At 53.8% G+C, this 19,559-nt stretch carries 20 protein-coding genes and 1 pseudogene; 4 read left to right on the top strand and 17 right to left on the bottom strand.

The window, feature by feature from the left end:
- Positions 1-19 precede the first annotated feature (19 nt).
- Positions 20-1,240 (bottom strand): RIP metalloprotease, encoded by a 1,221-nt coding sequence (locus tag HMPREF1292_RS07050; RefSeq protein WP_023019319.1) that lies wholly within the window; start codon positions 1,238-1,240, stop codon positions 20-22.
- Positions 1,241-1,308: 68 nt separating this feature from the next.
- Positions 1,309-2,517, bottom strand: coding sequence for a 1-deoxy-D-xylulose-5-phosphate reductoisomerase (gene dxr, locus HMPREF1292_RS07045; protein ID WP_051137461.1), 1,209 nt, complete (start codon positions 2,515-2,517; stop codon positions 1,309-1,311).
- A 174-nt stretch (positions 2,518-2,691) separates the two neighbouring features.
- On the opposite strand from dxr, the gene HMPREF1292_RS07040 reads away from it, so the two are divergent.
- Positions 2,692-3,129, top strand: coding sequence for a DUF2631 domain-containing protein (locus tag HMPREF1292_RS07040; protein ID WP_021352678.1), 438 nt, complete (start codon positions 2,692-2,694; stop codon positions 3,127-3,129).
- A gap of 161 nt (positions 3,130-3,290) precedes the next feature.
- Here HMPREF1292_RS07040 and rlmN read toward each other — a convergent pair whose 3' ends face one another.
- The 6 genes from rlmN to rpsB all read right to left on the bottom strand — a co-directional run bounded on the left by rlmN (position 3,291) and on the right by rpsB (position 8,818).
- Positions 3,291-4,418, bottom strand: a complete 1,128-nt coding sequence (gene rlmN / locus HMPREF1292_RS07035) for a 23S rRNA (adenine(2503)-C(2))-methyltransferase RlmN (protein ID WP_024272727.1) — start codon at positions 4,416-4,418, stop codon at positions 3,291-3,293.
- Between the two features lie 40 nt (positions 4,419-4,458).
- The gene (locus HMPREF1292_RS07030) at positions 4,459-5,352 is read right to left on the bottom strand and encodes a phosphatidate cytidylyltransferase (RefSeq protein WP_021352680.1); all 894 of its coding nucleotides are present in this window, start codon (positions 5,350-5,352) and stop codon (positions 4,459-4,461) included.
- Between the two features lie 176 nt (positions 5,353-5,528).
- Positions 5,529-6,086 (bottom strand): ribosome recycling factor, encoded by a 558-nt coding sequence (gene frr, locus HMPREF1292_RS07025; protein ID WP_021352681.1) that lies wholly within the window; start codon positions 6,084-6,086, stop codon positions 5,529-5,531.
- Positions 6,087-6,157: 71 nt separating this feature from the next.
- On the bottom strand, positions 6,158-6,853 hold the full coding sequence (pyrH, locus tag HMPREF1292_RS07020; protein ID WP_051137460.1) for a UMP kinase: 696 nt from the start codon (positions 6,851-6,853) through the stop codon (positions 6,158-6,160).
- Between the two features lie 243 nt (positions 6,854-7,096).
- Positions 7,097-7,924, bottom strand: coding sequence for a translation elongation factor Ts (tsf, locus tag HMPREF1292_RS07015; RefSeq protein WP_023019317.1), 828 nt, complete (start codon positions 7,922-7,924; stop codon positions 7,097-7,099).
- 75 nt (positions 7,925-7,999) lie between these two features.
- Positions 8,000-8,818 carry a 30S ribosomal protein S2 gene (rpsB, locus tag HMPREF1292_RS07010; RefSeq protein ID WP_021352684.1) on the bottom strand — a complete coding sequence of 273 codons (819 nt, stop codon included), beginning with the start codon at positions 8,816-8,818 and terminating at the stop codon, positions 8,000-8,002.
- Between the two features lie 522 nt (positions 8,819-9,340).
- Here rpsB and HMPREF1292_RS07005 point away from each other — a divergent pair.
- Entirely contained in the window at positions 9,341-9,850 is a 510-nt protein-coding gene (locus tag HMPREF1292_RS07005; protein WP_051137459.1) for a M23 family metallopeptidase, read from the top strand.
- 29 nt (positions 9,851-9,879) lie between these two features.
- On the opposite strand, the gene HMPREF1292_RS07000 is transcribed toward HMPREF1292_RS07005, so the two are convergent.
- The 9 genes from HMPREF1292_RS07000 to rplS form a co-directional block, all read right to left on the bottom strand.
- On the bottom strand, positions 9,880-10,833 hold the full coding sequence (locus tag HMPREF1292_RS07000) for a tyrosine recombinase XerC (protein WP_023019315.1): 954 nt from the start codon (positions 10,831-10,833) through the stop codon (positions 9,880-9,882).
- A gap of 78 nt (positions 10,834-10,911) precedes the next feature.
- On the bottom strand, positions 10,912-12,123 hold the full coding sequence (gene dprA, locus HMPREF1292_RS06995; protein ID WP_023019314.1) for a DNA-processing protein DprA: 1,212 nt from the start codon (positions 12,121-12,123) through the stop codon (positions 10,912-10,914).
- On the bottom strand, positions 12,120-13,670 hold the full coding sequence (locus HMPREF1292_RS06990) for a YifB family Mg chelatase-like AAA ATPase (RefSeq protein WP_023019313.1): 1,551 nt from the start codon (positions 13,668-13,670) through the stop codon (positions 12,120-12,122). Before HMPREF1292_RS06990 ends, dprA begins: the two co-directional genes overlap by 4 nt.
- The gene (locus HMPREF1292_RS06985) at positions 13,657-14,058 is read right to left on the bottom strand and encodes a YraN family protein (RefSeq protein WP_023019312.1); all 402 of its coding nucleotides are present in this window, start codon (positions 14,056-14,058) and stop codon (positions 13,657-13,659) included. Before HMPREF1292_RS06985 ends, HMPREF1292_RS06990 begins: the two co-directional genes overlap by 14 nt.
- Before the next feature lie 219 nt (positions 14,059-14,277).
- Positions 14,278-14,586 (bottom strand): DUF2469 domain-containing protein, encoded by a 309-nt coding sequence (locus tag HMPREF1292_RS06980; protein ID WP_021352690.1) that lies wholly within the window; start codon positions 14,584-14,586, stop codon positions 14,278-14,280.
- A gap of 123 nt (positions 14,587-14,709) precedes the next feature.
- Positions 14,710-15,327 carry a ribonuclease HII gene (locus tag HMPREF1292_RS06975; RefSeq protein WP_034646006.1) on the bottom strand — a complete coding sequence of 206 codons (618 nt, stop codon included), beginning with the start codon at positions 15,325-15,327 and terminating at the stop codon, positions 14,710-14,712.
- A 79-nt stretch (positions 15,328-15,406) separates the two neighbouring features.
- Positions 15,407-16,147, bottom strand: coding sequence for a signal peptidase I (lepB, locus tag HMPREF1292_RS06970; RefSeq protein ID WP_034645194.1), 741 nt, complete (start codon positions 16,145-16,147; stop codon positions 15,407-15,409).
- Positions 16,125-16,817, bottom strand: a complete 693-nt coding sequence (lepB, locus tag HMPREF1292_RS06965) for a signal peptidase I (RefSeq protein ID WP_051137458.1) — start codon at positions 16,815-16,817, stop codon at positions 16,125-16,127. Before lepB (HMPREF1292_RS06965) ends, lepB (HMPREF1292_RS06970) begins: the two co-directional genes overlap by 23 nt.
- A 318-nt stretch (positions 16,818-17,135) precedes the next feature.
- On the bottom strand, positions 17,136-17,480 hold the full coding sequence (gene rplS, locus HMPREF1292_RS06960; RefSeq protein WP_021352694.1) for a 50S ribosomal protein L19: 345 nt from the start codon (positions 17,478-17,480) through the stop codon (positions 17,136-17,138).
- Positions 17,481-17,657: 177 nt separating this feature from the next.
- Here rplS and HMPREF1292_RS11400 point away from each other — a divergent pair.
- A pseudogene (locus tag HMPREF1292_RS11400) lies at positions 17,658-18,323 on the top strand (thiamine phosphate synthase); the annotation flags it as partial.
- A gap of 57 nt (positions 18,324-18,380) precedes the next feature.
- On the top strand, positions 18,381-19,505 hold the full coding sequence (thiO, locus tag HMPREF1292_RS06955) for a glycine oxidase ThiO (protein WP_034646004.1): 1,125 nt from the start codon (positions 18,381-18,383) through the stop codon (positions 19,503-19,505).
- Positions 19,506-19,559 lie beyond the last annotated feature (54 nt).

The following is a 19,559-nucleotide window of genomic DNA, read 5'->3' as shown; positions in this document are numbered from 1 at the left end:
CTGCTGGTGCTACCCATTGCTAAAACAGTGCGATTGGATTCACGATATCCGCGATAATTACGATGACGCCCACCGTCAACAGCATCGCAGCCATGCCGTACGTCAACGGCAGCAATTTCTCGTAGTTTGCTGGGCCGCCAGGTTCTTGTCCCCGTAGTCGGCGAAGCAGGTTGCGGATCTTTTCCCACAGCACTACCGCAATGTGACCGCCATCGAAAGGCGGTAATGGAATCATGTTAAACAGTGCGAGAAAAAAATTAAGTGTTGCCAGCATCATCCAAAACATTGGCCATAATTCACGCTCGACGAGCTCACCACCCGCACGCGAGGCACCTACCACACTTATTGGGCTATCCTGCTCCCGTTCGGCCCCGAATATAGAAGCGGCGACTGCGGGGATCTTGCTTGGGAACGCAATGATGCCCTCAACCGTCGCTTGCAACATAAACCAGGAATATTCAAAACTAGCTGGAATTGCCCCGGCAACGCTGTAATCCCGATGCACGTCCAAAGGAGCACTTGCTAAACCTACCGATCCCACGGTTCGTGGTTGCCCCTCGGCGTCATAACGCACCACCGAATCTAGTTTTACATCCAACTGTAGTTCACGGCCGTTACGCTCGATATCCAGCGTGATGGTTTCCCCTGGCCGGGATTGCACCTCATCGCGGAACTGCATGAAATTATCAAGCTTTTCGCCGTTAAAACCGGTGATAATATCTCCGGACTGCACCCCGGCCTGACCGCCAGCTCCCTGCCCTGTGCAATTTTCTAGCTCAGCAGGCGCATCAGACTGGGTGGGCGCTTTTTGGTCTGCAGAGCACGTAACCTCACCAACGGTGGCGCGAACATCAGCGTGCGGATCTGGCAGCCCAGCACTAGCAGCAACTAAGAATAAGATCAGCAAACCGAGCACAATATTGACGAACGGACCGGCTGCCAAGACCACGATTCGTTGCCAAGCTGGCTTGGAATACATGGCGTGGGGTTTTTCGTCCTCGGTCATCTCATCCATCGCGGTCATGCCCGCGATATCGCAAAAACCGCCAAGAGGCAGTGCTGCCAGGCCGTACCGCGTATGTCCCTTAGTAAAAGAGAACACCGAAGGGCCAAACCCAACGTAGAAACGACGCACGCGCATCCCAAATGCCCGGGCAGAAACCATATGTCCTGCTTCATGCAAGGCAATAGTGACCGCAATGCCCAGCGCAAACAAGAAAATGCCAAGAATAAAAGCCATCGCGAAAACTCTACCTCAACTGCACGCTAATTCAGACGGATATGTTCTAGATCTCTACTGCCGAGCCACTAGTGCAGCGCTGCAATATGCTCACGGGCGATACGCCGGGCTGCAGTTTCGAGTTCATAAACATCATCCAAACTGCTAGCAAGTGGCCCTGGTCTTCCTGCAAAAATATCCATCACCGCTCCAACGAGGCCAACAATCTGCGGAAAATGGATTTGCTCGCGCAAAAATGCCCCGGCGGCTTCTTCATTAGCCGCGTTGAATACGGCCGGCATTCCGTCGGTGGCTAGAGCAGTACGCGCCAAATTTAAAGCGGGAAACGCCTCATTATCCACGGGCAGAAAATCCCAAGACTGTGCATCCTGCCAGTTCAAAGACGGTTGCGCATGTGGCACCCGGTCGGGCCAAGCTAAAGCGAGTGCTATGGGCAGCTTCATTGAAGGCGGTGAGGCCTGTGCGAGCGTCGAGCCATCATAAAAGGTCGCTGCAGAATGCACAATCGACTGCGGATGCACAACCACATCGATACTGCTAGCAGGGAAATCGAATAAATAACTAGCCTCAATCAGTTCCAGGCCTTTATTTACCAAAGTGGCCGAATTAAGCGTATTCATCTGCCCCATCGACCAGGTTGGGTGTGCTGCCGCTTGTTGCGGAGTCACCTCCCACATACGGCTACGGTTCCAACCGCGAAAGGGCCCTCCAGAAGCTGTTAGTACCAAACGCGAGACCTCTTCACGACGACCAGAGCGCAGAGCTTGTGCCATGGCAGAATGCTCGGAATCAACGGGGACAATCTGACCCTCCTTAGCTTTTTCGAGCACCCATCGACCGCCAGCTACCAATGATTCTTTATTCGCCAACGCCAACGTCGAGCCCGCTTCGAGAGCCGCAAGAGTAACCGGCAACCCTCGCGAGCCATCCATGGCATTGAGTACGACATCAGCCTGCGTGGCTGCACACAATGCAGCAGCAGCATCTGGACCTCCCATGATGTTTGCGCCGAGCTCCTGGGAAACTTTTCTCGCAACATCGTTATCAGCGATGGCGAGGCAATCTGCGGGAATCGAAAAATCTCGTGCCTGCTGACAAAAAAGCTCTATGCGCGAGCCTCCTGCCGCAAGGCCAACTAACTGGAACTTGTCTGGGTTGTCAGCGATCAATTCCAGAGCTTGCGTGCCAATCGAACCTGTCGAGCCCACTACTAGAACAGTGCGGGGGGATGCAGATTTCCGGGACGAAGACTGGTGGTCTAGTTGTGCGAGATTCACAGCCGTTACTTTATCGTCTAGCGACATTAATCGCTTTATGCCCGCCGATATGCGAGAATAATGGCAGCTATATTTTAGGTTCGGTAACTACCGCCACAGTGAGTTCTCCGGGTTCTCCTCGGCGGTGTGCCGTACACAGGTTTTAACTGACGTTGATGTGAAGGAGTATCCGCTGTGGCTTCCCATGAACCCGCACCGCAGGTACATAATGGTGTATCTACCCTCGATGTTCCCTCGGCTGCCTGGGGTTACAGCGCCGTTAAGCGCACCACCATCCAGGTAACTGGCTGGCTTTCCGTTCTGTGGCTCTTGGGCTTGAACTTCGGCAACCACGAAGGCCATGTCGAGACCATTTACTTATTCCTCTTCGCGATCTTGATCGCAGTCGGCCTGCTCATTCACCTGTTTGAGCCAAAGCTATCGCAAGTACGCACCATTACTGGCCGAAACAAGGGTGAAAACCACAAAGAACCAGAATGGGCCTATCAACAGGCAACTTTGACCGGTGTCTATGCTGACCTGACTGATTCCCAGTTGCGCTCTATGAACATCGACCCTGCTCGTGTTGCTCAGCTGCGTGCCGGCCAGCGCAACGAAGCGATCGAAGGCTAAGCACCTTCCCGGCCTGATTTCCACGGCCAGCTACAGTATGCCGGCCAGCAAATTGCCGTATCAGACTAATAGCCACCCCGAAACTGGGGTGGCTATTAGTCTGTCTGGGGTCATAAATCGAGGGGAATCAAAACTCACACAAAAAGCTAAGCGAAGGCTTTCTAAGCGCGGGCCTCGGCCTCCATTTTCCTACCAGCTTCTTCTTCAGCAGCCAACTGACCACAAGCCGCCGCGATTTCTTGCCCCTTAGTATCACGAACAGTACACGGCACCCACTGAGAAACTCTGCGAACAAACTCGTCTTGCCTATCTTTTGGCGAGGCATCCCATTCCGATCCCGGAGTTGGATTCAGTGGAATAACGTTCACGTGCACCTTGGTGCCCAAAGCATTCCACAATTTCTCGCCAAGTAAATCCGCCCGCCAGTCCTGGTCATTCTTATCGCGGATTAAGGCATATTCAATTGATACGCGACGCGAAGTTTTCTCCACATAATACTTCGCCGCAGCAAGCACTTCTTCCACGGACCAACGATTATTTACTGGTACTAAGGTGTCACGGAATTCATCGTCTGGGGTATGCAAAGATACTGCGAGCGTAACGTTCATTTGTTCGTCGGCAAGCTTGCGAATAGCCGGAGCCAACCCCACAGTGGAAACCGTCACGTTGCGTGCAGAAATCCCAAACCCCTTGGGGCCGGGAGCAATAATTTGGGCAACAGTTTCCTTAACACGTTTATAGTTCGCCAGAGGCTCCCCCATCCCCATGAATACGATATTCGACAAACGAGAACCTTCGGCGGCCAAGGTTTTAGCCGCATGGCGGACCTGCTCTGTCATTTCTGCAACTGAAAGGTTTCGATCCAATCCGCCTTGGCCAGTTGCACAAAACGGACAGTTCATACCGCAGCCCGCTTGCGAAGATATGCAAAGCGTAGCGCGATTCGGATAACGCATCACCACCGATTCCAGCAGTGTCCCGTCGTGCAAGCGCCACAACGACTTTGATGTGTGGCCGTCATCTGTTTCCTTGGAATACAGGTGCGTCATCAGTTGTGGGAACAACGCTTCGGCAACTTTGTCACGGGCATCGGCCGGGAGATCTGTCATCGTCGATGGATCTGCTTCATAACGCTCGTAATAATGACGAGCAATCTGGTTAGCCCGGAATTTTGGTAGCCCCAACTCGGCCAACGCAGCAATGCGCTGTTCGTCACTCAAATCCGCAAAATGCTTCGGCGGAAGGCCCCGCTTCGGGGAGGAAAAATCGAGTTTTACAGGTTGTGGCATGACGACCATACTGCCTTGTTCGGCGGGCAGGAACAAATCACTATGAACTATATTGCACCAGTGCGTTGATCAATAGCCACGTTGCCATAGCAGCGGGCAACATGCCGTCAATTCGATCCATGACCCCACCATGGGCAGGAAGTATCGCAGACATGTCTTTGATGCCAAATTCGCGTTTGAATTGCGACTCCACAAGATCACCGAGAGTGGCACAGATGACCAGCCCCAGCCCTAAGACGATGCCGATTCGCCAGTCATCATGTAATAAGAAATGTACAGTTAATGCGCCCGTGGTAATGCCAAATAGAACTGAGCCTGCGAAGCCCTCCCAAGACTTCTTTGGACTCACTGCAGGAGCCATCGGGTGTGCGCCAAACATTACGCCAGCAGCATAACCACCGACGTCAGAAGCAACGACACACAACATGAAAGTTGCGATCGAAGCACTCCCCGACGCCCAAGGGGTAGACAAATGCGAGAGCATAGCCGCGAACGAGGCAAACAATGGGATCCACATCAGCACGAAAACGCCGACGGACATATCCCGCAAGTAATTCTGCGGAGCAGAATGCCGACCGTTATGGAACAACCGCCCGAACATCAAAATGAGAACGGACGCGACAAAAGCCGTTACCAATCCTGTGAGCTCAAATGGCCAGGAAAGCCATACCATCGCCTGGCCCATGAATATCATTTGATAAAACGGCAGGCTATAGGAATTCTCACGCAGTCGGGACAATACTTCCCACATTGCGACGGCCACTCCGACCGAGACCACTGGGTACCAAGCAACCGGACCGATCAATAGCGCACCGATTACTAGCGCTCCCAGCAGCACACCAACCAGGATCGCGACCCTAAGATCACGGCCAGCATCGTTTTTAGGGTATGGAAGATGGCCACGTAGTGACCAAGTAGATCTAGATTCTTTCATACCCCTCCTCAAGGCTATTGTTGCGGAATGCATGGCACAGCAGGCGGAAACACCGTTGTAGGTATCTTCTCGCTTCCCGCCTAGGTACCTGGGAATTACTTGCTCGTTGTAGAAAGACGTCGCACTGCGAGTAAACCGCGCTCACAGTGCGACGTAAGCAGAATTGAGGAGGTAGTTTAAACTTCCATCAATTCGGATTCCTTGTTGTTTACGACGTCGTCGATTGACTCGACGTATTTCGCAGTAACTTTTTCCATCTCTGCTTCAGCAGCCTTAACTTCGTCTTCGCCGCTGTCTCCGTCTTTTTGTAGTTTCTTAAGCTGCTCCATCGCTTTACGGCGCACATTACGGATAGCGATCTTGCCATCCTCGCCCTTGGAGCGAGCAAGCTTCACCATGTCTTTACGACGTTCTTCAGTGAGCTGTGGGATAGTGACCCGCAAGACATGACCATCATTGGTGGGGTTAACCCCCAGATCAGAATTCCGGATGGCATTTTCAATCTCACCGATCATGGACTGCTCATAAGGCTTAATCAGCAGCATACGAGGCTCCGGAACCGAAACCGTCGCCATCTGCGTAATTGGGGTGGGAGCACCGTAGTACTCCGCAACCAGACCGTTAAACATGGATGGGTTCGCCCGACCAGTACGAATAGTGGTGAGGTCTTCGCGTGTGTGCTCAACAGAAGCCGCCATACGCTCTTCTGCTTCCAGCAAAATATCGTCAATCATGAATAGATCCTGTACTTAATCGTGTATTACAGATTTGAAAAGTGTCTAGCCCAGCCAGCTAGCCACTGTTTCTAGCTTTCCTGTGAGGATACCAGGGTGCCAATTCGCTCCCCTGCGACAGCACGTGCGATGTTGCCTTCAGTCAGCAGGTTAAACACCAAAATCGGCATATCGTTGTCCATACAAAGGCTGAAAGCAGTGGCATCTGCGACCTTCAGACCTTTTTCGATGACTTCCCGTGGGCTGATTTCACTGTACAGCTCAGCATCCGGGTTATGCCGTGGATCGTCGGAATAGACGCCGTCAACCCCTTTAGCCAAAAACAGTACCTCTGCCCCAATTTCCAAAGCCCGTTGTGCGGCAGTGGTATCTGTGGAGAAATACGGCATGCCCATACCTGCGCCGAAAATGACAACCCGACCCTTTTCTAAGTGCCTATCAGCACGCAATGGTAGGTATGGTTCGGCGATCTGGGCCATATTGATGGAAGTCTGTACACGGCAATCGACTCCCAGTTGTTTTAGAAAATCTTGCAGCGCCAACGAGTTCATCACTGTACCGAGCATGCCCATGTAATCCGACCGTGCTCGGTCCATCCCTCTCTGGGACAACTCGGCACCACGGAAGAAATTTCCCCCGCCGATAACTACCGCGATTTCTGCGCCGGTTTTGGCTACCTCTGCAATTTGGCGGGCGACATTTTCCACCACATCCGGATCAATGCCAACGGTTCCACCGCCGAACATTTCACCGCCGAGTTTCAGCATGACGCGTTTATAACGGGCTCTTTGGGCACTTTCGGTGTCAGTCACCGTTGTTCTCTCCTTGGCTGTGCAGACATTGGATTCTATGCTACCTTCTCGGTTCACTAGCCTAGCAATTGGACACTAAGGTCGGCAGTTTTTCTTTCCTAGCTTCGTTAACCACCCTTAAATTACAACAAAGCCCTCGCCAGAAAATGGCAAGGGCTTTGTGAGACACGCATTGTGCGCGATTGTTAATTCAGGTTATTACGCCTGACCAACCTCGAAGCGACGGAATCCAGTCAGCTTCACGCCTGCTTCCTCAGTTACCTGAGCGACGGTCTTCTTGCTGTCCTCTAACGATGGCTGCTCCAATAGAACGACATCCTTGTAGAAACCATTCAGACGGCCTTCTACGATCTTTGGAATTGCCTTCTCTGGCTTGCCCTCTTCGCGAGTGATCTGCTCAGCAATAGCCTTTTCCTTCTCAACAACGTCGGAAGGGACGTCCTCGCGGGTCAGATACTTTGCCTTCAACGCAGCAACCTGCATTGCAGCAGCACGTGCTACGTTTTCAGCGTTGTCAGCATCAGACTCGTAGGAAACCATGACACCAACAGATGGTGGCAAGTCACCAGAGCGCTTGTGCAGGTAGAGAGCAACCTTGTCGCTGTCTACGGTTGCGGCACGCTTCAGTTCCAACTTCTCACCGATCTTGGCTGACTGCTCTTGGATCAGCTCACCGGCGGTGGAGCCATCAACTTCAACTGCTTGCAACTGTTCCTGGGAGTTAGCCTTAGCGGAAGCAGCAGCTTCAGCGATCTTCTGGGCAAAGTTGATGAAGTCCTGGTTCTTCGCAACGAAGTCAGTCTCACAGTTAACTTCGACCATGGTGTTTCCGGAAACTGCAATTAGGCCTTCGGAAGCGTCGCGGTCTGCACGCTTGCCGACGTCCTTGGCGCCCTGGATACGCAGGGTTTCGACAGCTTTGTCGAAGTCGCCGTCGTTTTCTGCCAGAGCCTTCTTGCAGTCCATCATGCCGGAACCGGTCATGTCACGGAGCTTTTTAACGTCTGCAGCGGTGTAATTCGCCATAGTGTGGACGATCCTCCTTATGTAGGAACGATGTGGGAACGGGAAACGTTTTCTTAGTACGTCTCGTTATCGCGATTAAGCGTTCTCGGAAGAAGCGCCTTCTGCCGATGCTGGGTCAGCAGCAGCCGCTGCTTCTGCAGCATCGCGCTGTTCCTTATCTGCGGAATCGCCGGCGGATTCCTTAGCAGCAGCGAGCTTACGCTCTTCACGTGCCTTCTTGCCTTCTTCAACTGCGTGGCCGACGATGCGGGACAGCAGCTTAGTGGCGCCGATGGCGTCATCGTTGCCTGGAATTGGGAAGTCAACATCGTCCGGATCACAGTTGGTATCCAGGATAGCGACGATCGGAATGTTGAGCTTGTGAGCCTCGGAAACTGCGATGTGCTCTTTGTTGGTGTCAACGATCCACAAGGCCGATGGCGCCTTGGTCATCTCGGAAATACCACCCAGAACGCGCTCCAGTTTTTCGCGCTCGCGGGTCAGAGTTAGAACTTCTTTCTTGGTACGACCCTTGTAGCCATCCTCAGCAGCGTCCATAGCCTGCAGTTCTTTCATGCGGCCAAGACGCTTAGTGACAGTCTGGAAGTTGGTGAGCATACCGCCGAGCCAACGGTGGTTCACGTATGGCATGCCAACGCGCTTTGCTTCTTCTTCAACAGCTTCCTGAGCCTGCTTCTTGGTACCAACGAAGAGGATGGTGCCGCCGTGAGCAACGGTTTCTTTCACGAATTCGTATGCTTCATCGATGAAAGTCAGAGTCTGCTGCAGATCGATGATATAGATGCCGTTGCGATCGGTGAAGATGTGGCGACGCATCTTTGGGTTCCAGCGACGCGTCTGGTGACCGAAGTGGACACCCGCGTCGAGGAGCTCGCGCATGGTTACAACTGCCATGGTTAGCTTCCTTCTCGGTAGATAGTTTTGGTTTTCAAGGACATCGCAGGGCTTACACCCTACTTTTGTGCTGCAAGGGTTTTTATCCCTTGCCCTAGCAATGAAGTCCGCCGCTAACACTCCACGGTAAACTTTCGTGATTCACATAGAATCGAATACCACGCGGAGACCACGTCAGCGCCGGTTTTTCACCACCCTCTATATTGTTATGGAATGGTGAAAAACTTCATCGCGCGTAGTCAGTGCGCATAACACACACTGCTGGGCCGTATTCTAGGTTAATTCTTCAGATAACACCAATTTATTTGCTGAGTTATCCACAGCTCAATTGCGTTATGTCACTAAGATGTTCAAGCGCCACACTATTCACACTCTTTTCATTCCCACCACACTATTTACACGCTCTTCCTAGAGACTTGGTTTATGAAAAGTGTGCATTATCTGGCTCTACCGACTGTTCGCCAGCACGATGAAACAACCGGGTGGATAGCTCTCCCACGCAAGTTATCCAGCATCGCGTGCGTGCTCGCACTAGCGGTCTTTACCGCAATTCCACACGCACTTGCTGTCGACCAGCTAAGCCTGGACGATAGGTCTGCCAATTCCGAGGCGTTTTCAGGCGTTTATGTTGATCCCGGCACCCGTACCGCTACCCCATCGCCAGTCTTGCGTGGTTTTGATCCACCAGAAAAAGATTGGTTGCCAGGGCATCGAGGAGTGGATCTGGATGTAGCGATTGGTGCTCCGGTTGCTTCTGCAGGAGCAGGTACTGTGCATTTTGCCGGAAACGTAGCCGGAACACCGACCGTATCCATCAATCACGCTGGAGGGCTACGTACGACATATCAGCCGGTCTTTCCACGAGTCAAAGCTGGCGACCACGTAACTGTCGGGGAAATCATTGGGACCTTAGCCTCCCCCACCGACGGAACCCCGGGCCTGCACTGGGGTGCTCGCACCGGCCCTAAGACATACATCAACCCGCTAGATCTATTGGGCGAAGCGATTATCCGTTTAAAACCATGGGATTGAGATAAACCGTCAGCTTACCTGGCAATTTATTAGGCCCTTGGGTGAGCCTGCGAATGCACCTGTTTTAAACGCTCAGCAGTGACGTGTGTATAACGCTGAGTTGTTTGCAGCGAAGCATGCCCCAAAATTTCTTGCACCACACGAAGATCTGCTCCCCCTTCTAACAAATGTGTTGCTGCGGAATGCCGCAATCCATGTGGACTCAAGCCCGTAATTCCTTGCTGTAGCCCGGCGCGTTCTACTATTCGCCGTACCTGGCGTTGGTCGATTCTCTTCCCGCGGGCGCCGATAAATAGTGCGGGTTCCGTGGAATCATTCCTGGTTTTGGTTTGTATTACGACACGGCCGTCGGCGATCCAGGTTGCCAGGGCATTCGCAGCTGCTCTCCCGAATGGCACGATGCGTTGTTTATTTCCTTTGCCAGTAACTTTGATGGTTTGTTGTTGGGTGTCTAGATCATTCCGGTTGAGGGAAACGAGTTCGGCAACGCGCATTCCTGAGGCATAGAGCAATTCGAGGATTGCAGTATCACGTTGGCTTATGGGGTCACGTTTATTGGGTTTGGTTTGGTCTTGATTGTGTTGTGCTACGACGTCGGCAGCTTCGTTGACCGCAAGTACCGTGGGTAACGTTGAGGTAGCACTTGGATTATGTAGTCGTGCTGCTATGTCGGCTTCAAGATGTCCTTGGCGTTGTGCCCATGTAGAAAAAGCGCGAGTCGCAGAGGCCCTGCGCGCTATTGTTGCTCGGGATTTTCTCTCACGTACCGCCTGTGCAAGCCATGCCCGTAAGTTGGGCAGGGTGAATTCGGCGAAGGTCGGTACAAGGGTGGCCAGGTCATATAAATCGCTGCGATAGCTGCGTACGGTGGCCGGTGAGCGTCCTTGCACGTAATGCTGGTAATCGGCGAAGTCGTCTATGGCTTCGTGTAATTGGCTTCGCCGAGCCCCTTGTGAACTGGATGTATGGGTGCCGGTCTCCATATCGTTTGATTATAGGCCGGCTCGCTATGTCATGGTCCTGCGTTGTCATGGCACAGCATTTTCTGCTCACGGTATTTGCTAATCATTTTGCTGTGTTCGTGTGAACCGTCCGTTCTTTCGTGCAATGAATCCGTTTTTGTGTAAATCGAGTAGCAAATGAACAGTCAGCCCTAGTGGCATTCCGGCCTCGGTAGCTATTTGCTCTGCTTGCTTACCGGGAAAACCATGAGCCGGTGTGCAGTCGTAAATTTGAAGTTCATTGCGTGAGAGTTTTTGTATAGGATCCGGGCCGAACTGCATCTCGTATTGGCCGGTAGCATCAATTTCACCGATACCACCGAGTAGTTCACGCACGTCATCGGCACTCGTAACCAGCTGTGCGCGACCGTCTTTGACTAGCTGGTGACAGCCGAGCGAACCCACGGTAGTGATAGGCCCTGGTACTGCCATGGTGGTTTTACCGAAGCCTTCTGCCCAGTGCACAGTGTTCAATGCGCCAGAACGCCATGCTGCTTCCACTACGACTGTGCCTTCAGTCAAGGCCGCTACTAGGCGATTGCGAGTGAGGAATCGGTGTCGTTGTGGTGGTGTTTCTGGTGGGTATTCAGTGACCAGGGCTCCGTGGCTACCTGAGGCAATAGTGTTGAAGAGTTTTGTGTTGACGCGGGGGTAAGTTCTATCCACCCCGCAGGCAGATATAGCCATGGTTGTACCTCCTGCTGCGAGAGCCGCAGAATGTGCCACAGTATCAATACCGATCGCGCCGCCAGCGACAATAGTCCATTGCGCTGGACATAGGCCTCGCACAAGGTGTTCGGTGGCTGCTTTGCCATAAGAACTTATGGACCGCGTCCCCACGACAGCAACGGCTTGGGCGACGAGCTCCCGCAGATCGTTGCCACGCACCCACAGGCTATGCGGTGGGGAGCTGGCCCCAGTGTGCTTGCTAGCTAAGCCGCTTCCACGTTCAGCACCCAGTTGAGCAAAACCAAAAGCCGCATTGAAGGTCTCTGCCGGATACTCCTCATCATCTGGAGTCACCAGGCGCGCCCCATAGTCCGCAGCTATTTCTAGATCTTTTTCCCAGCGGCACCAATCATGTCGGGCTTCAGTCTGTCCCAATACCCCCTTCAACCAGCTCGCTCGTGCGCGAATACCACGGGCAATTTCTGTGCAGTCTCTGCCGGAGCGCAGTAATTGCCACAATGCCTGAGAAGGTCCTTCGATCACCCGATTGAGATAAGCCCACGCATAGCGCTCTGCATCAATTTTGTTGCTACCTGAGGTCATAGCACGACCTCCTGGTGTACCTGAGTCATGTCACCACGGATTTCTATGGCTTGCGCGACTTCTTCCAAGCCAGGTTGCGCGCTGCCAACAAGATCACACAGCGTCCAAGCAAGTTTTAAAATCTTATCCACTGCCCGCTGGCTAATATCCCCATTTGCTAAGTGCGCCTGCACCAAAGCCATGCCCGCCGAATCAGCCGCAAATTCCCGGCGCAGCAAGGTAGTGGGCACCGTTGCATTTGTCCGTGCCGCAATACCAGCTTGTGCCCAGCGGAAATTACCGCGCTGCCGTGCTTCTGCGACAGATTCAGCAATGTCTGCCGACGTCCGTGCCCGATCACTGACTAACGTCGCTGCCTGCGAATGCGTCCGCACGGTCATATCAAGCCTATCGCGCATCGGCCCAGACAGATTATTCAAATAGCGCATGCGCTCATGCGGCCGACACCGACATTTCGTGGCATCTTCAGCAGCACAACGACAGGGATTAGCTGCTAAAACCAGCTGACAGCGCGCCGGGAAAATAATCTCGCGGCGGTTGCGCACTAACCGTACTTCGCCTTGCTCCAACGGGGTGCGCAAACTATCAACCACTGCGGCCGGCATTTCTGAAATTTCGTCGAGAAACAACACCCCATGGTGGGCCAGACTGACTGCACCAGGACGGGGATTACCGGATCCTCCTCCCAATAACCCGGCGCGAGTAATGGAGTGGTGCGGGGCTATATAGGGGGCTTTCGTGATTACAGATCGCGGGGCACTACCAGTTCCTAAGACGGAATGTACTGCGCTAACTTCCAAGGATTGCGATGTTGATAGTTCAGGCATAATTCCGGGCAGCCGTGCGGCCAGCATGGATTTACCTGAACCCGGCGGGCCTATTAGCAACATATGGTGTCCACCAGTAGCGGCGATTTCTGCAGCTCTAACGGCATCTTCCTGGCCCGCAATGTCTGCAAAATCCAGACTCGGAGGCCCGGAGGTATCTGAATGGCGGGCATAGCTGTGGGCGTCGGCAAGTTCTGTCTCACCACATATCCAGCGATAAGCTGCCGTCAACGTGGGCGCTACCAACACGTGCATGTCCTCCAGCAGCGCTGCCTCGGGCGCATTGGCTGGTGGAATGATCACAGTTTCAAAGCCGTAGCGGCGAGCCGCTAACAAGGCAGGCACAATTCCAGCGACAGCATGTACCCGCCCATCTAGACCTAGTTCGCCGAGCACCAGGACTGAACTCAAATCACGTTGTTGACGTCGTCCAGTGTGCCCCGCGGCTTCCAAAATTGCCAAAGCAGTAGGGAGATCGAAATGTGATCCTGATTTGGGCAAGCCCGCAGGCGACATAGAAACCACAATCTTGGTTTTCGGCCAGCCTAGTTGTGCATTTGCGACTGCTGTACGGATACGATCACGTGATTCATTGACGGCTGTATCGCCCAGCCCCACGACATGAATCCCTGGCAGCCCTGGCCCAATATTTGCTTCGACGGTGACAATATCGGCGTGGACACCAGACAGTGCGACAGTATGGGTTTTAGCAAGCACCACGCTCAACCCCTTCAAAGACCTCTACGGCAACGCCTTTGCTTGGGTCCGTGTCCGCGCTGACGACGATTACATCAAAACGAATCTGCCCCAGAAAAGCAGCACCGTCACAGTGCTGCTGTTCGCTGAGCCACCGGGAGGCAGCATGCCGCATACGGTGAAGTTTCTTCGTGGTCACCGCCTCAGCCCCTCCGAAGGCCCTACTGGTGCGGGTTTTAACTTCCACGAACACGATTGACCCCGGCGGCCCATCACCGGGCCGGACAATCAGGTCTATCTCTCCACCGCGATAATAAACGTTACGAGCGATAACTTCGTAACCGCGGTTTCGGTAAAAGTCTTGGGCAATAGACTCACCGCGTTGGCCTAGTTGCCGTGCATGAGTTGGCATCACAGATTCCCCCAACAAAAACTGTTAATCATCTGAAGCTTTTTCAGATATCACTAGTTTTCGTCGGTACGTCGTCTGCTACAAGAAGCAACCACCGAGCTACCGCTTAATCTGTGGACAATGGGGGTTATTCACAGCCTGGCGTAAACAGATTTGACAGAATCCAACTATTCCGAAAGTCAGGTTTGTCGGACGCCAGATTTGTCGGTAGTGCAGGCACTATTCCGGCATAATCATATCTGGTTTATCGAGTTCTTCGATGTTGACATCTTTGTAGGTAATCACTCGAACATAGCGAACGAAACGCGCCGCGCGATACATGTCCCAAACCCAAGCATCAGACATGCGCACCTCGTAATATACGTCACCACCACCAGAGGTATGCGGAATGAGTTCTACCGCATTGGCTAAATAAAAACGACGTTCAGTTTCGATCACGTAGGAAAACTGGCTGACGACGTCGCGATATTCACGATACAGAGACAGCTCGACTTCAGCTTCGTAGTTGTCCAGTTCTTCTGCGCTCATCTGCGATTACTCCTTACGCGGCCGGCTAAGGATCCGGTGTCTGCGAACAATGTGAAAACCAGTCTAACTGGCAATCGCCCCTGCACGGCTGCGGCGCACCGGGGCACAAACGCCTAGCCAGAATTATGGCTGCGTGGCTTCCCAGTACGCATGAGCAGCCGCCACATTTGCGTAACTGCGACGGTGCTCCGGGCAAGCTCCCCGCTGTTCTATCGCTTGACTATGCGCTTTGGTGCCATATCCTTTATGCCCGGCAAGCCCATAGCCGGGATAACGCTGATCTAACTCCACCATCAGACGATCACGGCTTACCTTTGCCAGCACACTTGCCGCAGAAATGCACCGGGCTGCAGCATCACCACCAATGATCGGAAGCTGTGGCACAGTCAAACCGGGAATTTTCATCGCATCGCTAAGCACGTAGCCAACGGGGTACGCCAAACCAACCACAGCGCGACGCATCCCGGAAAGGTTTGCATGCTGAATTCCCCGAGCATCAATTTGTGCCGCCGGGATATGCACAACGTTAAAATCCACCGCCTGATCGACGATGACATTATAGAGCTTCTCTCTCTTAGCAGGAGTTAATTTTTTCGAATCGGTCAACGCTGCCAATTTCGGCAATGATGCAGCAGGCAACACACACGCGGCTATGGTCACTGGCCCACAGCAGGCACCTCGGCCAGCCTCATCTACTCCCGCGATTGGCCCAAACCCACTACTTTCCAGCTGCAGTTCCATCCAGCTTGGGCTTCCATATAGCTTCGTGCCAGCCGTATCTTTGTGCGCTTTCTGCGCGTTTCGTGTTACCGCCATGGATTTACTCCAGTCCGCCAAAGCGATCCAGAGGCAGAAAAATTCCGCGGACCTTCCCAATGAAATTATCCACCGGAACCGTGCCCTGCTGCAGATCGCCCAGGTAAGCCCGCGAATCGAGGGAATTTGTACGGTTATCCCCCATCACCCAAACATGGCCCTGGGGCACAGTCACGGGGCCGAAATAGTCCCCACCACACTCTTGTGCACCACCGGGTCCGTCGACACGATGCGCAGGCGGGTCAGCAAGATATGGTTCTGCGATAACTCGTCCGTCGACAAGCACCCCAGGGTCACCGGGCATACACTGCACGGTCTGGCCCTCAATAGCGATGACCCGTTTAACGAAGCTATTCGCATCCGGGGCGACCACACCAATCGCAGAGCCTACGTTCTGTACACCACGCAGAAAACGATTGTTGCTGCGCGGGGAAGAAAAACCCGAGCGCCACGACTCAGTACCATCAAATACTGCTACATCGCCCGGCTGTGGATCACCAAAACGATAGGCTAACTTGTCGACGACGATGCGATCATTACTCTCCGGACAGTCTGTACACCCCTGCAAGGTTGGCTCCATCGACGACGAAGGCACCACATAAAACCTGCCGACGAAAGCCTGCACCCCAGCAAGAACACCAAAACTCACGACAGCGGTGACGAGCATGATCCGCCAACGCCACGCCTGCGGAGCATTTCGGCGCACAGTGGTCGGGGCAGAACTACTGCTGGATGTCCGGGTCATCGATACCGCCAAAGCGGTTAAACGGGTAAAAGACAAATTTTGCTTTGCCGCGAATATTTTCCGCCGGGATAGTGCCCTGACGATCATCAAACATGTGCGCCCGAGAATCTGCGGAATTAGTCCGGTTGTCCCCCATCATGAAATAGGAATTTTCCGGAACCTCAACCGGGCCAAAATACGGGCCGCCGCAAGCCTCCGAACCTATAGACTCATCGACCGCATACTGTGATGGGCTTTGCACATAGGACTGATCAATCGGCTGACCGTCTACCATCACAGCCGTGTCGTCTTCCTGGCAGGACACTGTTTGCCCGCCAGTAGCAATGATGCGCTTCACCAAAGTATTTTCATCTGGCGCGGCCAAACCAACCAACGATAAGCCATCCTGGATACGAGCAAAGACAGCATTATCGGAACGCGGTGACTGATACATGCCGTCCCAGGATGGGGTGCCTTCGAACACCACGACGTCGCCAGGCTGCGGTTCAGAAAAGTAGTAGCTGACCTTTTCCACAAAAATCCGGTCATCCGTGCACTCCGGGCAACCATGCAAAGTCGGTTCCATGGACGCCGAAGGGATCACGTATTGGCGGCCGACGAAATTCTGAAACAGCCCGACGACCACCAAAACCACCAAAACCGTCAGTATGGTCTCGGCCCAAGCTGGCATCCGCGGTTTTTCTTCGGCGGCATCACTATCGGCAGCTTCACTGCCCCTAGTCGCTTGAGTTTCCTCGCCGGCCGCAGCCGCTGTTGCAGCCTCGGTCTTAGCCACAGACTCAGGCACAGCCTCATCTCGAAGGCGCCGACTTTTGGCTAGATCATCTCCAGTGCGCTTTTCTTCGCTAGTCACGGATTACACCTTAGCAGTGGATAAATGTACAGGCGGCAGATCAGCAACTTGCTAAGCAGCACTAGAGGTATTCAGAGCAACAAAAAACCCAGGCAGAATAATTCAGCCTGGGTGATTGCAGCATCTATGAAAAACTTAGCGCTTTTCCTTGATGCGAGCCTTCTTGCCGCGCAGGTTGCGCAGGTAGTACAGCTTCGCGCGACGGACTTTACCGCGGCGAGTAACCTTGATCGAGTCGATGTTTGGAGAGTGTACCGGGAAAGTACGCTCAATTCCGATACCGAAGGAGATCTTACGTACAGTGAAGGTCTCACGAATACCGGAACCTTGACGACGGATGCAGACGCCCGAGAAAAGCTGGGTACGCTGGGTGGTTCCCTCGATAACCTTGACTTCTACGTCCAGGGTATCGCCGGCACGAAATTCTGGGATGTCGTCGCGCAGCTGCGCAGCATCGACTTTGTCGAGAATGTGGTTCATAGCAGTGTCCTTAATACGTCGGGAAAGAGGAGCCTAGCAATCACAAAGAATCATCAGCATGACAGTTACGATTCTGCGTGATGTGACCGGTTCGTATCCTTAACAATCAACCGCTCTAGTCTGGCACAATAGTTAAACAGATTTCAAATCTATCCCAGCAATACAAACGGTGGTTTCATGTCTGCACCTTTCCCTACTCGTGCCCATAGCGCCCGGGAGCACCTGGATTTCCGTTGCTACTTTGTCACCGGATCAGGAAGCCACGACGAGATTGTTGCTCGTGCGGTTGCTGCTGCTCGCGGTGGCGCCGGCATCATCCAAGTGCGCTCCAAACCAATCACGGAGGCAGATCTCTATCGGCTCGCCGCCGATGTCTCGGTGGCTGTTACACAGGTCAACCCGAATTGTGCGGTTCTGGTCGACGATGTCGTGGAACTCGTCGCCAAGCTCAAAACCGATGGCTACCCCATTGCCGGAGTCCATGTCGGTCAAGATGACATGAACGTCGCTAAGGTTCGCGAAATCCTTGGCCCCGGCGCGGTCATCGGCTTGACCACGGGCACAGTTGAACTAGCGCGAGCTGCGAATGCCTACGCCGAAGAGCTGGATTACATCGGTTGCGGTCCGTTTCGGGCAACTCCGACGAAAGATTCCGGACGTAGCCCGCTGGGCATTTCTGGTTATCCACGAATCGTCGCAGCCAGCGCAGTGCCGGTCGTTGCCATTGGCGATGTCACTATCGACGATGCCCAGGACTTAGCCGCCACCGGAGTTGCCGGCGTCGCGATCGTACGCGGGATTATGCATGCTGCGAACCCAGAAGAATATGTAGCTGGCGTCGTCAAGAATGTTACCGCTGGGAAGGCGGTCTCCCACGGAGCCGAGCAGGTCGAGGTCAATATTATCGGTGCTGGAATGGTGGGTTTGGCTACCGCAGTGGAGTTAGCACACCACGGTCATAGCGTCCGGGTGTTAGATCCGAGCCCTGCATCGGGTGCCACACATCATGCCGGTGGCATGCTCGCACCTGCCGCGGAGGTCGTCTATCAACAAGACCCACTCTTCCCGCTGATGCAGTATTCCGGCCAGTGGTATCCCAAGCTTATGGAGATCGTTGCCGAACACACGGATCTTCCAACTGGCTATCGCACCGAGGGCACGTTAGTGGTCGCTGCCGACCGCGCAGATTCTCAACATCTGACGGAGTTGATGGATTATCAGAATGCGCATGGTATGGATGTGGCGAAACTTTCGGTGCGCCAAGCTCGCAAACTCGAACCGGCACTTTCTCCGGCGGTGGCGGGAGCCGTCGAGATTCCGGGGGACCACCAAATTTTTCCTCGCCAGACTGCCCTTGCGCTGCTCGATGCACTCAAGAACATGGGCGTGGAGATAATCCGAGAACAAGCCACGAAGCTCGAAGATGGTGCGGTGCTTACTGCCCAGGGACGATATCCTGCGAAACAAACTGTACTGTCCAATGGTTTGGGCGCCCGCGATATCGCGGGAGTCTTGCCGGAAACCGGCACCAACCCAGCAAGCCCAAAGGAGGCGTTCCAGCTTCGCCCGGTCTATGGCGAGGTGTTACAACTCCAGTGCCCCGAGCACTTGCAGCCATTGTGCGATCGAGTAATCCGCGGTTTTGTGGAAGACCGCCCGATCTACATCATCCCGCGTTCCGACGGCCGCATCACAATCGGTGCAACCAGTCGCGAAGATCACCGCTCTGGCCCCCCAGCGTCGTCAGTCTACGATCTTCTGCGCGATGCCATCCGCCTCGTGCCCGGAATTGAAGAATGTGAATTTCTCGAAGCTACCACCGGCGCACGCCCTGGCACCCCCAATGATCTACCTTATCTGGGGCGAGTCAGTGCTAATCTGGTGATATCTACCGGCTATTTTCGACACGGGATTTTGCTTTCCGCACTGGCTGCGCGCGTTAGCCGTGAACTCATTGAAGGCGCAACACCTGATCAGCTCAGCGTGGATATCAGCGCTTGCGCCCCGTTTCGCGACGCCCGCTAACAATCCGTTATTCTGCGCTAAAACTACTCCAGAACCGATTATCTGACCCCAGCA

Origin of the sequence: Corynebacterium sp. KPL1995 (assembly GCF_000477935.1) — a bacterium.
GTDB classification, from domain to species: Bacteria; Actinomycetota; Actinomycetes; order Mycobacteriales; family Mycobacteriaceae; genus Corynebacterium; species Corynebacterium pseudodiphtheriticum.
The sequence above is the reverse complement of the archived record's forward strand: the minus strand, read 5'-3'. Positions and strand labels throughout refer to the sequence as shown.

Coding starts and splice junctions, on each gene's coding strand:
- HMPREF1292_RS07050 (WP_023019319.1), bottom strand. CDS start 1,240: ATGGCTTTTATTCTTGGCATTTTCTTGTTTGCGCTGGGCATTGCGGTC.
- rlmN (WP_024272727.1), bottom strand. CDS start 4,418: ATGCCACAACCTGTAAAACTCGATTTTTCCTCCCCGAAGCGGGGCCTT.
- HMPREF1292_RS07030 (WP_021352680.1), bottom strand. CDS start 5,352: ATGAAAGAATCTAGATCTACTTGGTCACTACGTGGCCATCTTCCATAC.
- frr (WP_021352681.1), bottom strand. CDS start 6,086: ATGATTGACGATATTTTGCTGGAAGCAGAAGAGCGTATGGCGGCTTCT.
- pyrH (WP_051137460.1), bottom strand. CDS start 6,853: ATGCTGAAACTCGGCGGTGAAATGTTCGGCGGTGGAACCGTTGGCATT.
- tsf (WP_023019317.1), bottom strand. CDS start 7,924: ATGGCGAATTACACCGCTGCAGACGTTAAAAAGCTCCGTGACATGACC.
- rpsB (WP_021352684.1), bottom strand. CDS start 8,818: ATGGCAGTTGTAACCATGCGCGAGCTCCTCGACGCGGGTGTCCACTTC.
- HMPREF1292_RS07000 (WP_023019315.1), bottom strand. CDS start 10,833: ATGGAGACCGGCACCCATACATCCAGTTCACAAGGGGCTCGGCGAAGC.
- dprA (WP_023019314.1), bottom strand. CDS start 12,123: ATGACCTCAGGTAGCAACAAAATTGATGCAGAGCGCTATGCGTGGGCT.
- HMPREF1292_RS06985 (WP_023019312.1), bottom strand. CDS start 14,058: ATGCCAACTCATGCACGGCAACTAGGCCAACGCGGTGAGTCTATTGCC.
- HMPREF1292_RS06980 (WP_021352690.1), bottom strand. CDS start 14,586: ATGAGCGCAGAAGAACTGGACAACTACGAAGCTGAAGTCGAGCTGTCT.
- HMPREF1292_RS06975 (WP_034646006.1), bottom strand. CDS start 15,327: ATGGAACTGCAGCTGGAAAGTAGTGGGTTTGGGCCAATCGCGGGAGTA.
- lepB (WP_034645194.1), bottom strand. CDS start 16,147: ATGACCCGGACATCCAGCAGTAGTTCTGCCCCGACCACTGTGCGCCGA.
- lepB (WP_051137458.1), bottom strand. CDS start 16,817: ATGCCAGCTTGGGCCGAGACCATACTGACGGTTTTGGTGGTTTTGGTG.
- rplS (WP_021352694.1), bottom strand. CDS start 17,480: ATGAACCACATTCTCGACAAAGTCGATGCTGCGCAGCTGCGCGACGAC.